15 protein-coding genes are annotated in these 12,555 nt (G+C 67.9%); 4 read left to right on the top strand and 11 right to left on the bottom strand.

What is annotated here, in order from left to right; all coding sequences use genetic code 11:
• Positions 1-9: 9 nt before the first annotated feature.
• Positions 10-777 carry an NUDIX hydrolase gene (locus tag JZ792_RS09905; RefSeq protein WP_308165235.1) on the top strand — a complete coding sequence of 256 codons (768 nt, stop codon included), beginning with the start codon at positions 10-12 and terminating at the stop codon, positions 775-777.
• 81 nt (positions 778-858) lie between these two features.
• Here JZ792_RS09905 and JZ792_RS09900 read toward each other — a convergent pair whose 3' ends face one another.
• The 4 genes from JZ792_RS09900 to bioB all read right to left on the bottom strand — a co-directional run bounded on the left by JZ792_RS09900 (position 859) and on the right by bioB (position 3,176).
• Positions 859-1,038 (bottom strand): hypothetical protein, encoded by a 180-nt coding sequence (locus JZ792_RS09900; RefSeq protein WP_216909154.1) that lies wholly within the window; start codon positions 1,036-1,038, stop codon positions 859-861.
• Positions 1,039-1,254: 216 nt separating this feature from the next.
• A complete protein-coding gene (locus tag JZ792_RS09895) occupies positions 1,255-1,926 on the bottom strand; it encodes a DUF2567 domain-containing protein (RefSeq protein ID WP_308165234.1) in 672 nt (223 codons plus the stop codon).
• Entirely contained in the window at positions 1,926-2,153 is a 228-nt protein-coding gene (gene bsaP / locus JZ792_RS09890; RefSeq protein ID WP_254189595.1) for a biotin synthase auxiliary protein BsaP, read from the bottom strand. Before bsaP ends, JZ792_RS09895 begins: the two co-directional genes overlap by 1 nt.
• A gap of 9 nt (positions 2,154-2,162) precedes the next feature.
• A complete protein-coding gene (bioB, locus tag JZ792_RS09885; protein ID WP_109529763.1) occupies positions 2,163-3,176 on the bottom strand; it encodes a biotin synthase BioB in 1,014 nt (337 codons plus the stop codon).
• 107 nt (positions 3,177-3,283) lie between these two features.
• Here bioB and JZ792_RS09880 point away from each other — a divergent pair, with 107 nt between their 5' ends.
• Positions 3,284-3,868: a TetR/AcrR family transcriptional regulator C-terminal domain-containing protein gene (locus JZ792_RS09880; RefSeq protein ID WP_216909150.1), complete on the top strand. Its 585-nt coding sequence runs from the start codon at positions 3,284-3,286 to the stop codon at positions 3,866-3,868.
• A 12-nt stretch (positions 3,869-3,880) separates the two neighbouring features.
• Here JZ792_RS09880 and JZ792_RS09875 read toward each other — a convergent pair whose 3' ends face one another.
• Positions 3,881-4,507, bottom strand: a complete 627-nt coding sequence (locus JZ792_RS09875; RefSeq protein ID WP_216909148.1) for a TetR/AcrR family transcriptional regulator — start codon at positions 4,505-4,507, stop codon at positions 3,881-3,883.
• A gap of 253 nt (positions 4,508-4,760) precedes the next feature.
• Here JZ792_RS09875 and JZ792_RS09870 point away from each other — a divergent pair, with 253 nt between their 5' ends.
• Together JZ792_RS09870 and JZ792_RS09865 are read left to right on the top strand one after the other, a co-directional pair.
• Entirely contained in the window at positions 4,761-6,047 is a 1,287-nt protein-coding gene (locus JZ792_RS09870) for an oxygenase MpaB family protein (protein WP_216909146.1), read from the top strand.
• Between the two features lie 72 nt (positions 6,048-6,119).
• The gene (locus tag JZ792_RS09865; protein ID WP_216909144.1) at positions 6,120-6,419 is read left to right on the top strand and encodes a DinB family protein; all 300 of its coding nucleotides are present in this window, start codon (positions 6,120-6,122) and stop codon (positions 6,417-6,419) included.
• Between the two features lie 125 nt (positions 6,420-6,544).
• Here the strand turns inward: JZ792_RS09865 and JZ792_RS09860 are convergent, their stop codons facing one another.
• The 6 genes from JZ792_RS09860 to JZ792_RS09835 all read right to left on the bottom strand — a co-directional run bounded on the left by JZ792_RS09860 (position 6,545) and on the right by JZ792_RS09835 (position 12,388).
• Complete coding sequence (locus JZ792_RS09860) at positions 6,545-7,810, bottom strand: MFS transporter (protein ID WP_308165233.1); 1,266 nt, start codon at positions 7,808-7,810, stop codon at positions 6,545-6,547.
• Positions 7,811-7,883: 73 nt separating this feature from the next.
• On the bottom strand, positions 7,884-9,233 hold the full coding sequence (locus JZ792_RS09855; protein WP_216909142.1) for an LLM class flavin-dependent oxidoreductase: 1,350 nt from the start codon (positions 9,231-9,233) through the stop codon (positions 7,884-7,886).
• Positions 9,230-10,003: an ABC transporter ATP-binding protein gene (locus JZ792_RS09850; RefSeq protein WP_216909140.1), complete on the bottom strand. Its 774-nt coding sequence runs from the start codon at positions 10,001-10,003 to the stop codon at positions 9,230-9,232. The genes JZ792_RS09855 and JZ792_RS09850 overlap by 4 nt, the downstream gene beginning before the upstream one ends.
• A complete protein-coding gene (locus JZ792_RS09845; RefSeq protein WP_216909138.1) occupies positions 9,979-10,851 on the bottom strand; it encodes an ABC transporter permease in 873 nt (290 codons plus the stop codon). The genes JZ792_RS09850 and JZ792_RS09845 overlap by 25 nt, the downstream gene beginning before the upstream one ends.
• Before the next feature lies 1 nt (position 10,852).
• A complete protein-coding gene (locus JZ792_RS09840; protein ID WP_216909136.1) occupies positions 10,853-11,947 on the bottom strand; it encodes an ABC transporter substrate-binding protein in 1,095 nt (364 codons plus the stop codon).
• 276 nt (positions 11,948-12,223) lie between these two features.
• On the bottom strand, positions 12,224-12,388 hold the full coding sequence (locus JZ792_RS09835; RefSeq protein ID WP_216909134.1) for a hypothetical protein: 165 nt from the start codon (positions 12,386-12,388) through the stop codon (positions 12,224-12,226).
• Positions 12,389-12,555 lie beyond the last annotated feature (167 nt).

Raw genomic sequence — 12,555 nt, 5'->3', positions numbered from 1 at the left:
ATCGAAAACGTGGCCCATAGTAGCACCATCCATGAAACGCTCACCGCCGTGTTCCAGGTTCGTCGATTCTCGAAGGACATCACCGCAGGTAGTGGCGTTGTCGAGGCCGTCGAGATGATGGAGACCGCGTTCGCACCGTGCGGACCCGATCAGCGAACAGAATTGGCCGTGCTGCTGTGGGAGCGCGCCCTCGACCCACAGAAGGACACCTGGTCGCTACCCGGCGGCAGACTCCGCGACGACGAGGAACTCGATATCTCGGCCCGGCGTCAACTCGCCGAGAAGGTCGACGTGCGCGAACTGGCCCACCTCGAACAACTCGCGGTGTTCAGCGCTCCCGACCGGGTCCCCGCGCCGCGCCGCATCGCCTCGGCCTACCTCGGGCTCGTCCCCCTCACCGTCGACCCCGAACTCCCCGCCGACACCACCTGGCATCCGGTCTCGGCCCTGCCGACCATGTCCTTCGACCACGGCACCGTCGTGGACCACGCCAGAACCCGGCTCGCCGCCAAACTCTCCTACACCAATATCGCCTTCGCCCTTGCCCCGTCGACGTTCACGATGTCGACACTGCGCGCGATCTATTGCGCCGCACTGGGTTACGACGTCGACACCACCAACCTCCAGCGGGTCCTGACCCGACGCAAGGTCATCACGCCCACCGGAGCCACCGCCGCGCCCGGGCGCGCGGGGGGACGTCCCGCCGCCCTCTACCGTTTCAGCGACTCGGGAATCCGCGTCACCGACGAGTTCGCCGCACTGCGTCCACCGACGTGAATCACCGTGCGAGACGGGTCGATTCGATCTGGCCCCGGCGGTCTCGCGATCGTTCGGACACCGTCTCGCGTGACCGCTTCGTCAGGAATCCATCGACCGTTTGCGGTGTTTGGCGCCGCGCCGATACCTCCGCTCGTTGCGGACCGGCTGCGCGGCACTGCTCTGCCGCAGCGCGTGACGCCGACGCCACGCGGCCAGATCCGGTCGCTCGTCGCGCTCGGCGGCACCCGACTCGGGCACGGCACGCGTCTCGGCTTTCATCGACGACACCCCCTCTCCACGATCGATACTCCCCGACCGTGTCTTCACGGAACACGCCACGGCGACTCCGCTATTCCCACGAAAGGTCGCCCGGGGCGGACACCCACCGTAACCGCCCGCTCCCCCCGCTTCCACCGATTATTCGCGTCAACACCGGATGCCCGCGACATCGCGATGGGCCGAGCAGCAGGCTGTCGTACCGGCCGCATTCCCGCGTCAGCGAGCCGGGCGACTCTCCGGCACGGGGCCCGCGCCCGCCGCCGGGTCGTACCCTCCGTACCCGGCATTCGGGCCGTACGGCGTGTACGAAGCCCCGGGATCGAGATCGGGAACGAAGCGTTGCACCGGTCGCGTCGCACCGAAGGGACCGCCGAAGCCGGTGCCGAGATCCTCGGACGGGCTCAGAGCGGCCAGGAACATCAGCACCAGCGACGCCAGCAGCGGCTGCACGATCATCGCGAGCGCGCTCCCCAGTTCGGGGGCGATATCGACGATCTGCCCCACCGGCGGATCGTCGGGGCGGGCGTGATGCCATTCGGCCACCGCCTCGCCGATGGTCCGCATGGCGAAGGCGCCGAGCAACGATCCGGCCAGCAGTCCGAGTTGGAGGACGGGTCCGCGTACCGAGCGCAGTCGCCACGCCCCCGCCGCCGACAGCACACCGACCACCGCGCCGACGCAGACGAAGATCGCGAGCGCGTCGAACTGGTGGACGCTCTCCCCGGTCAGCACGACCCCGCGCCCGGCTTCGGTGACCAGCAATTGTTCGACGGGCGCGAGATACCCCCAGATCGCGCCGCCGACCGCACTCGCCAGCACGACACCGGCGACGGTCAGCAGTCCCGCGACCACTTCGCGTCGCAGGCCGCCGGATCTCACCGCCGCCACTACCGGTATTCCAGACGCGCCGAATCGATGACGCCGTGGCGCGAGCATTTCGCCCACCAGCCGTCGGGGCTCACCTGCACGATCATGCGCCTGCCGCACTGTTCACAGAAGCGCGGCGGCTCCAGGCCCATCGCCGCGGACGCGGGAACCACGTCGTCGACGCCGGGCACTATCCGTTTGCCGGTGAACGGGTTGTAGCGCTCGTCCATGTCCATGACATTACTCATGGTCGCGGCTCACAGCGTTTCGTTGAGCGCCTTGATCGGCATCTTCAGCTCGCCGAGCAGATCCAGGTCGGCTTCGGCGGGACGCCCGAGCGTGGTCAGGTAGTTACCGACGATGACGGCGTTGATGCCGCCGAGGATGCCCTGTTTCGCGCCGAGGTCGCCGAGGGTGATCTCGCGTCCGCCCGCGAAGCGCAGCATGGTGCGCGGCAGCGCCAGGCGGAAGGCGGCGACGGCGCGCAGCGCGTCGGACGCGGGCAGCACATCGAGGTCGCCGAAGGGGGTGCCCGGACGCGGGTTGAGGAAGTTCAGCGGCACCTCGTCCGGTTCGAGCACCGCGAGATTCGCCGCGAATTCCGCACGCTGCTCCAGCGTTTCGCCCATGCCGAGGATGCCGCCGCAGCAGACTTCCATCCCGGCCTCGCGCACCATGCGCAGGGTGTCCCAGCGCTCCTCCCAGGTGTGTGTGGTGACCACGTTCGGGAAGTACGACTTCGAGGTCTCGAGATTGTGGTTGTAGCGGTGCACGCCCATCGCGGCCAGCTGATCGACCTGTTCCTGGGTGAGCATGCCCAGCGAACACGCGACCTGGATGTCGACTTCGTTGCGGATCGCCTCGACACCCGCGGCGACCTGGGCCATCAGACGTTCGTCGGGCCCGCGGACGGCCGCGACGATGCAGAACTCGGTGGCGCCGGATTTGGCGGTCTGTTTGGCGGCCTCGACCAGGCTCGGGATATCGAGCCACGCGGCGCGGACCGGGGACTGGAACAGGCCCGACTGCGAACAGAAGTGGCAGTCCTCGGGGCAGCCGCCGGTCTTGAGCGAGATGATGCCCTCGACCTCGACCTCGGGGCCACACCATCGCATGCGGACCTCGTGCGCGAGGGCGAGCAGATCCTCCAGCCTGTCGTCGCCCAGGCGCAGCACTTCCAGCGTCTGCTCCTGGCTCAACCCCTCGCCGCGCACGAGCACCTGCTCGCGGGCGACAGCCAGAATATCGGTGGTCACTGGTGCCTGGGTCACTGCACGAATCCCTTCGTCCGGCCGAGGTGGCCGTGCAACTTGAACGGTGTTCAGGCTAGGGTAGCGGTAGACAGCGAGTCAAACATCCACACCGGGGAGGGCTTCGGGTGCAACTGCACAGAGCGGACGTGGTCGACGGCGCGATCGCCATCCTGGACCAGTACGGTCTCGGCGATCTGACGATGCGTCGGCTGGCGGGATCACTACAGGTCCAGCCCGGCGCGCTCTACTGGCATTTCCCGAACAAACAGGCGCTGCTCGGCGCGGTCGCCGACCGGATCCTCGCGCCGATGGACGAACCCGTCGCCGCCGAGGAGTGGTCGGCCCAGATCACCGAACTGGCCCACCGGCTGCGCGATTGCCTGCTCACCTACCGCGACGGCGCCGAACTGGTTTCGGCCACCTACGCGTCGAGGCTGACCACGAGCAAGGGTCGCGAGCGCATGGTCAGCGCCGTGATCCGCGCGGGAATGCCGCGCCCGGAAGCCGAATCGGCCGCGTTCACGCTGCTGTACTACGTCCTCGGCCAGACCGTCGACGAGCAATCGCGCATGCAGATGGATTCGGTCGGCGCGCTCGCCGAGGACACCTCGCCGCTGGACGAAACCCCGGACGCCACCGCGACTTTCGACTTCGGTCTGCAATTGTTCGTCGGCGGTGTGCGCCACCTGCTCGGCACCCGGGTGCGCTGAGGCGGCTTCCGGTCAGGGTCGGGTGATGAAATCGAAAGTCGCCCTGATCTGTTCGGCGTTCGGCGTCGGCAGCGTCTCACGCCCGTGGACGAATCCGATTCCGATGAACGACAGGATTCCGGCCCGCATCCGCGCGTCGGCGGCGGCGAAACCTAGTTCGGTCAGGGTCTGTTCCAATACCGCGAAGATCCGCTGATCGAGGGATCGCACCGCGTCGAACACCTTGGGATTGGTGCGGGCCCAGTCGCGGACCGCGTACTCGACCTTCCACAACTCGTCACCGGCGAGCAGTTCACCCATGCGCTGGAGCCGCCGATCCGGTGACAGGGCCTCCAGCCCCTGCAAGCCGCGGACGCTGTCGTTCTGCGCGGCGCACCAGTGGTCGGCCGTCGCCTCGAGCAGATGCTCCAGATCGTCGAAATGCCAGTAGAAACTGCCCTTGGTGACGCCGAGGTGTTCACACAGCCGGGGAATCGAGATCGCGGCGACACCCTCGCTCAGCAGGACCGACATCGCCGCGTCGACCCAGTCCGAGACCGTGAGTGCGGGCGCGCGCCGTGTCCGTCGCGCGGCGGCAGCGGCTTTGCGTTTGGACACCTCGACGACGGGCGACGGGCGCTGTTCCGACGCTTCTGTCATCGCCGCCTTCTCGTTGTAGGGACGAGTCGATTCCGGCGCCGTCGCCCGCGTCCGGTTCCACTCCACCGGCCCGGATACGGCCGTTCACGGGGCGCGGCGAGCGCGCGTCGACTCCGATGCGGTCCCAGATTAGCAGTGCCGCCCGCGCCCGAGACATGCGGACATACTTGAGGGTATGTTGCGACATACCTTAAGGTATGTGAGGCCGGGGTTCCGGTCGCCTCATCCAGCTCTGTCGAAAGCGCGGTTCAGCATGGAGATCTCGGTACCGGTCGGCGCGGAAACGGCGCGGACCGCCGCGGCACACCACCCGACCTCGTTCCGATACCGGGAACGCCGCGAGAGCCGCGATATCCGCCGGATCCGGGAAAGCTTCATGACGCTGTTCCGCACCGACCTCTTCCCGGCCGACGACATCGCCGAGGCGTTCCGCGCCGACCTCTACCGCGGTGATCCGACCGCCGAACGCTTCGTCGCCGAGGTGTTCGACGGCGAGACCGGCGCCAAACGCGGCCGCAAACAGCTGGAGACGGCATTGCGCGACGGCGTGGACGCGGTTCCCGACGCGCACGAGGCGATGCGCGAGTTGTTCCGGGAATTCGAGACGGTCCCCGACTGGGTCCGCCCCGAACTCGTGGAACAGGGCGCGGCGATCTGGCGGCGGTGGGGCACCATGCTCTTCGCGATGGCGGGCGCGGAAACACTCGAGATGTACACCGAGGCCGCCGTCGCCACCCCGCTGTCGCTGGCGGGCGGCTACGCCGGCGACAACGCGCTCAGGAGATTCCTCGAAACGACCCGATTCTGGATCGACGTCTCCGAGCCCGGCGCGATCCTGACACCGGGATCGGCGGGCCGGGCCACCGCCCTCGAAGTCCGGATCATGCACGTCTCGGTGCGTAAACGCGTTGCCCGACACCGGGAATGGGACCCGCGGCGCTGGGGACTTCCCATCAGCCAGAGCTATATGCTGCTCACCCTGCTGGCGGGAAGCATCACACCCGCGCTGGGTTTGTGGCCGCTCGGACATTTCACCAGCCCCGGCGAGATGCGCGCGCTGCTGCATTTCCAACGCTATATGGGACATCTGCTCGGCGTGCGCGTCGACTGGTATCCCGAGACCATCGGCGACGCCCTGCGCATTCTCGCGATGGTCATGATCTCGCGCGCCCACGACGCCGGTGAGCAGGGCCGCGAATTGATCGAATCCTATCCGGCCGCCTTCGCGCCGCGCCCCGACCAGCGCGGCCTGCGCCGACTGCGCCAGGCGTACAACTACCGGCTGCATTCGGCCTACACCGCGCTGTACATGTCGCCGATCACCCGCCGCCGATACGACCTGCCCAGCGCGTTCCCCTGGATTCTGTGGCCACTGGCTCGCACCCCGTTCGTCGCCGTCGCCGAGATCGCCCGTCGCACGGTGCCGGGTCTGGACCGCCTGCACGAGCGCGTCACCCGGGCGCACCGCGAGAACTGGTACCGCTCGCAGATGCGCGGGCGCCGTGCGCAATTCGACGCGACCGGTGCGCTGCGCCGCTGAGTCTCCCGCGCCCGCTGTCGTACCGCGCGGGGTCACCGATGAATTTCCGGTCCGGTACCGGTCCATATCCGCATGGGCACCGTACTGCCGCACCCGATCACCATTCGCGACCTACCGATCCCCACGACCGTGCTCGGTGCGGCCGCCGCCCTCGAATTGACGGCCCACGCCTGGGATCTCGGTCGATCCACCGGCCGACCGACCCCCATCCCCGACCGCTTGGCCCACGAACTACTGCCCGTCGCACACCAATTGGTTCCGATCATCGGCCGATCCCCCCTGTTCGCTCCCCCGCTCCGAAACAGCGCGGCGACCGCAGGCGACCGACTCCTGTCCCACCTCGGCCGCACCTCACGGCCCGACACCGCGTAATCACGCGTCGACTCGGAGGTACCGCTGTCGTGCGGTCGCCACCGGTCACGAGGAAATCCGCCGCTCCCACACAGCGCGACAACGCCTGATACCAATTCATCGCCGAAGTCACACCGCGCGGCGAACTATTTTCCGCCCGTGTGTATTTCGATCCCACCCTCGACTTCACGATCTCGCCGCCCGCCCCGCGGATCCGGGCCCTTCTCCGACGACGGCACGCCGGGGAACCAGCGGTACATGGTCGCCGCACCCAGCACCGACGTCACCGCGAGCGCGACCGCCGATCCCGCGAGCACCGTCACCACGCTGATGGCCCCGACCGCGATCGGGCCGACGAAGGCCCCCGCGTCGTGGGTGAGCCGCCACGCCCCGAGGAATTCCGCACGCCGCGCCTCCGGGGCGACATCCGCGCCCACGGTCATGATCAGCCCGTTGCTCAGACCGTTGGCGACACCCAGGATGAACGCCGACACTCCGATCGTGACAGCCGACGAGGTCAGCGGCAGACAGGCGTAGCCGAGCGCGAACAGCGCCATGGCGGGAACACCGGTCGCCCGTCGTCCGTAGCGATCCAGCCAAATACCGGCCGGATACGACATGAGGACATCGACCGCGCCCGCGACACCGAAGATCAGGCTGATGGTCGCCGCGTTCACCCCGATATGCGCCGCCCACAGCGGCAACAGAGCGAGCCTCGCCGCACGCGCCGCGCCGACGAGCAGCGCCGAGGAGCCCAAGGTGGCGAGAACACGGCGGTTCTCGACGATCACCGCGCGCAACGGCTGGGCGCTGCCGTCGAAATGGTCGCCGTCCGCCGACGGGATCGCCACCATGGCGGCCGCCGAGATCGCGGTCGCCACGAGTTGCAGCCACAGGGCCCCGTTCGGCCCGAAGAAATGCACCGGAACCGCGCCGAGGAACGGTCCGCAGAACAACCCGAACCGCGAGGAAGCGGCCAGCAGCGACATCGCCCTGCCGCGATCGGCCGGCGCGACGACGGTCACCAGATACGACTGGCGCGCCAGCCCCCACACCGCACCGGACGCGCCGACGAGCAGCATGCCCACCGCGAGTACCCCGACATTCGGCGCGCACAGCGCCGCGGCCACCCCGACCATGCCGACACCCGACCCGACCGCGATGGCGCCGCGCTCACCGATCCGCGCAACGATCCCGCCCGCGGGCAGATCGGCGAGCACCATGCCGAGCCCGGTGAGCGCGACGATCACACCGGCCTGGCCCGCCGAGGCGCCGAGATCGACGGCCCGCAGCACATACATCGGTCCCGCCGCGCCGTAGCCGACGCTGTAGATCGCCATCGGCACGAACATCGTCCACGCCAGCCGACGCAGCGCGACCGAGGTGTCTGCGGATATCGATCCGCCGGTCACCGGCCCGCCGTCGCGACGTCGAGCCGGTCCGACCGCACCGGGTGTCCGGCGCCGGTACAGCAGCTCGCGGCGCTCACCCGGCCAGTGCCGGGCGGCGCGCGTAGCGGCTCTCGGGCCTGGTCAGGCCGAAATGATCGCGCAGCGTGGTGCCGGTGTACTCGGTCCGGAAGATGCCGCGTTCCTGCAGAATCGGCACGACGGTCCGCGCGAACACCTCGAGACCGCCCGGGTAGTACGGCGGCATCACATTGAAACCGTCGGCCGCGCCGTTGCGGAACCATTCCTCGATGGTATCGGCCACCTGCTCGGGAGTTCCGGCGAAGACGCGGTGCCCGCGTGCACCGGCGAGGCGGTGCAGCAGCCCGCGAACCGTCGGCCGTTCCCGCTCCACGATGCCCGCGACGACCTGCAAACGGCTGCGACTGTTGTCGGTGACATCCCCCGCGTCGCTGAACAATTCGAGGGGAACCGGCCCGTCCAGCGGCAGATGACGCAGACTCGTGCCCGCGATGGACTCCAACTGCTTGAGGCCGTAGTCGGGAACGGTGAGTTCGTTGAACTCGCGCTCCAGTTTCTTGGCCTCGGCCTCGGTGTCGGCGATGAACGGGCTGATGCCCGGCAGGATCTTGATCTGATCGGGATCGCGGCCGAACGCCCGGGCCTGAGCCTTGATATCGGAGTAGAAGGCCTGTGCGTCCACCAGCCGCTGGTGGGCGGTGAAGATGGCCTCGGCGTATTTGCCCGCGAAAGCGCGGCCGTCGTTGGACGCGCCCGCCTGCACGAGCACCGGATGCCCCTGCGGGGTGCGGGGAGCGTTGAAAGGCCCACGCACCTTGAGGTGTTCGCCGACGAAGTCGATCTGATGGATCTTCTCCGGATCGGCGTAGATACCCGCTTCCTTGTCGAGCAGGATCGCGTCGTCTTCCCAGCTGTCCCACAGCGAGACCACCGCGTCGACGAATTCCCTTGCCCGCGCGTAACGGTCGGCATGATCGGGATGCGCGTCCAGGCCGAAATTCGCCGCGGCGAGATCGGTGCCGGTGGTGACGATATTCCAGCCCGCGCGACCACCGGAGATGTGATCGAGGGTGGAGAACAGACGAGCCAGGTTGTAGGGCTCGTAGTAGGTGGTCGACGCCGTCGCGATCAGACCCAGATGCGTGGTGGCCGTGGCGATCGCGGTGAGCAGCGTGATGGGCTCCAGTCCGGATACCGCGTTGTGCTTCACATCGGCGCGCAACGCCGGTCCGTCGGCGAAGAAGACCGCATCCAGCTTGGCCGCTTCGGCGGTCCGGCCGATCTCCTGGTAATAACTGACGTCGTAGATCCGCTCCGGCCTGCTCTGCGGATGCCGCCACGCGGCTTCGTGATGTCCGGACGGGTAGATGAAGGCGTTGAGGCTGAGCTGACGTGGCTCGGTCATGAAGGCTGTTTCGCTTCCTCGCGAGTATTCGACGGGATCCCTTCGGCACCGACACCGAGGCCGGCCAGCAGGATCTCGCGCAAACGAATGAATTCCGGATCACCGTGGCGGCGTGGACGGCCCAGCTCGACGCGCTGATCGAGCACGATCTGCCCCTCGTCGAGGACCAGCACTCGGTCGGCGAGCAGCACCGCCTCGTCCACATCGTGGGTGACCAGCAGGACCGCGGGCTTGTGCTTGGCGCACAACTCCTGTAGCAGTACATGCATCTTGATCCGGGTGAGCGCGTCGAGCGCGCCGAAAGGCTCGTCGGCCAGCAGCAATTCCGGTTCCCTGACCAGGGAACGGGCCAGCGCCACGCGCTGCTGCTCACCACCGGACAGTTCCTTGGGCCAGGCCCGTTCGCGCCCGGCGAGACCGACTTCGGCCAACGCCGTGCGCCCGCGTCCCGCGGCGTCGGAGCCGCCGAGACCGAGTGTCACATTGTCCAGCACCCGCAACCACGGCAGCAGTCGCGAATCCTGGAACACCACGGCGCGTTCCGACGGCACGGTCAGATCGCCCGAACCCGGTACGTCGTAGTCGAGTTCGGCCAGCGCGCGCAACAGCGTGCTCTTACCCGAACCGCTGCGCCCGAGCAGCGCGACGAATTCACCGCGCGCGATATCGATATCGATCCCGCGCAACACCACGCGTTCGCCGAAACCACGATTGAGGTTGCGCAACCGGACGATGGCGGATTTGTTCAGTCTCCCAAGGTCTGTCGCCATGACAGCGCCCTCCTCTCGGTCGCGCGCACGGCGATATCACCGAGCAGGCCGAGCAGGCCGTAGATCACCAGGCCGACGACGATGACGTCGATCTGGCCGTAGGTGCGGGCCTGCGTCATCAGGTAGCCGATACCGCTGGTGGCGTTGACCTGTTCCACCACGACCAGCGCCAGCCACGCGATGGTGACGGCGAGGCGAAGTCCGGTGAAGAACCCCGGCAGCGAGCCCGGCAGCGCCACCTTGCGGATGAAACCCCAGCGAGAAAGCCCCACGGTCTGAGCCAATTCCACATAGCGGGCATCGACACTGCGCAGATGCGCGTGGGTATTGATATAGATCGGAATCGCGACACTGGTGGTGATGACGATGAGCTTCATCTCCTCGCCGATGCCGAACCACACGATGAACAATGGAATCAGCGCCAGCGTCGGAATCGACCGCTTGATCTGGATCGGGCCGTCCACCACCGCCTCACCGACTCGGCTCAGACCCGCGACGAGCGCGAGCACCAGCCCGACCAGCACACCGATGCCGAGACCCCAGCCCGCCCGCTGCACCGAGGTGAGCAGATTCGATTGCAGCCTGCCGTCCGCGATCAGGTCGCCCGCGGTCTGGGCCACCGTCCACGGTGCGGGCAAGGTCTCCGGATCCAATGATCCGGTCGCCGAGCCGATCACCCAGGCCGCGATCAGCAGCACCGGGCCGATCGCGATTCCCCCGGGGATCGCCCGCCCCGGGCCCAGCCTCGGACGCGCGGGCCTGCGCTGGGCGAGCACCTTCGTCGACGCGGCCCTGTCCGCGCGTTGCAGCCTCCCGAATACGCCTGCGTCGGCGGTCCTGATAGCCATATCAGTTCTTCTCTCGCACGAATGTGGCTCCCGCCGCGGGCACGGTCTCGGAGATGACCGCTTCGAAGCGCAGATCGAAGCCGTTGGACGCCTTCACCTTCTTCGGCGACTGACCCGCCGCGTCGATCACATCGATGGTCGACTGCTGCTGGTCGACCAGCGCCTGGTCCAGATGCGGGAACGTGTAGGTGCCCAGCGAATCGATGATCCGCTTCGCGTCCTCGGGACCGACCTTCTGGTTGTCCACGTAGTACTTCTGCGCCCACTCCTCCGGATGGGTGTTCACCCACTGATAGGCCCGCACATAGGCGCCGACGAGCGCGCGCGTCGCGGCCGCCTTGGCCGGATCCTGCACCACCGCGCGCCGGGCGTACAGGTAGGCCAGACCGCTGTAGATACCGGTCGTCTCCGAATCCGGAATCAAGGACGCGCCCTGGGTACGAAGGAACCGGGTCACGTTCGGCTCGATGAGCGGCGCGACGTCGACCTGTCCGGTCCGCACCGCGTCGGGGAATTCGGCCAACTGCAATCGGACGAGCTGCACGTCATCGGGTTTCAGATTCGCTTTGTTCAACGCGCGCAGTACAGCGGCCTGCTGAGCGGTGCCCTCGGCGTAGGCGATCTTCTTTCCCTTCAGATCCACTAGGCGGGTGATCGAACGCCCCGGCGCCACCGCGAGTTTCATCGCGCTCGGCGCGGTCTGGTACGCCGCGATGATCGGCACGTCCTGACCGGCGATCAACGCGTGGATCGGGGGAACGTCACCGACCGGCGCCACATCCGCCGCCTCGGCACGGAACGCCTCGAGGATCGCGGGCCCGCCGACGAAATTGGCGAACTGCACCTTGAACGGCAGCTTGTCCAACTCGCCCGAAATTCGCAGCGCACTCTGCAAGCGCTCGGACTGATCAGCGATGGTCAGGGTGGTACCGGCGGGGATCTCGGTGGGCAGCGGAGCATCAGCATTGGTGGTACCGACCGGTTCGTCATTACTCGCGCACCCGGTCAGACCAAAGCTCGCAACAGTAGCCACGGCGAGCAACGCGGCGATCGTGCGGCCACGAAGGCCGGGGAACATCGTACTTGGTCGATACATGCCGGTGATTCAAACAAGTTGCCACGCCCCTGCATACGGTTTGGTTTGCCCTGATTCGAACTCCGAACCCGGCGGTTCGACGTCGACGAACCGCAGCGCACCGATTTCGGCATCCCCCGGATTCGCGGTGCCCGAGGTCGCCGACATCATCGGTACCGCGTTGGCCGGTGGCTCCGATACCGAGACCCTGCGCGGGCTACTCGCCACCTCGCAACTCTGCACGGTGCTCGCCCAGCACTCGGCGCTCAGTTCTCGCCACTCCAGTTCGATCGGCGCTCACCGCTCGATGCTCCAGGAGGCGGTCGTGACCTGGGCCGAGCCGCGAACCTTCGCGTACAGCGGATCACCGACGAACGTGCCCGGCTCGTTGGTCCCGCACGCGACCACGACGGCGACATCGGCGCAGCCGGGATCGGCCCGCGCCTGCGCCGACCAGAACACGGGCAGAGTCCAGTGCTGGGCCCACGCGTCACGGTCGATCGGGAGGTCAGTGGCACCGGCAGCAGCAGCGTCGGCGGTGTCGGTGTCGGTGTCGGTGTCGGGGCTCAGGGCTCAGGGCTCAGGGCTCAGGGCTCAGGGCTCAGGGCTCAGGGCTCAGGGCTCAGGGC

Source organism: Nocardia noduli, from assembly GCF_019038455.1.
Taxonomy (GTDB): Bacteria; Actinomycetota; Actinomycetes; order Mycobacteriales; family Mycobacteriaceae; genus Nocardia; species Nocardia noduli.
This window is presented reverse-complemented; position numbering and strand designations above follow the sequence as displayed.

Coding starts and splice junctions, on each gene's coding strand:
- JZ792_RS09865 (WP_216909144.1), top strand. CDS start 6,120: ATGGGCACCGTACTGCCGCACCCGATCACCATTCGCGACCTACCGATC.
- JZ792_RS09875 (WP_216909148.1), bottom strand. CDS start 4,507: ATGACAGAAGCGTCGGAACAGCGCCCGTCGCCCGTCGTCGAGGTGTCC.
- JZ792_RS09850 (WP_216909140.1), bottom strand. CDS start 10,003: ATGGCGACAGACCTTGGGAGACTGAACAAATCCGCCATCGTCCGGTTG.
- JZ792_RS09855 (WP_216909142.1), bottom strand. CDS start 9,233: ATGACCGAGCCACGTCAGCTCAGCCTCAACGCCTTCATCTACCCGTCC.
- bsaP (WP_254189595.1), bottom strand. CDS start 2,153: ATGAGTAATGTCATGGACATGGACGAGCGCTACAACCCGTTCACCGGC.
- JZ792_RS09900 (WP_216909154.1), bottom strand. CDS start 1,038: ATGAAAGCCGAGACGCGTGCCGTGCCCGAGTCGGGTGCCGCCGAGCGC.
- JZ792_RS09845 (WP_216909138.1), bottom strand. CDS start 10,851: ATGGCTATCAGGACCGCCGACGCAGGCGTATTCGGGAGGCTGCAACGC.
- JZ792_RS09840 (WP_216909136.1), bottom strand. CDS start 11,947: ATGTATCGACCAAGTACGATGTTCCCCGGCCTTCGTGGCCGCACGATC.
- JZ792_RS09870 (WP_216909146.1), top strand. CDS start 4,761: ATGGAGATCTCGGTACCGGTCGGCGCGGAAACGGCGCGGACCGCCGCG.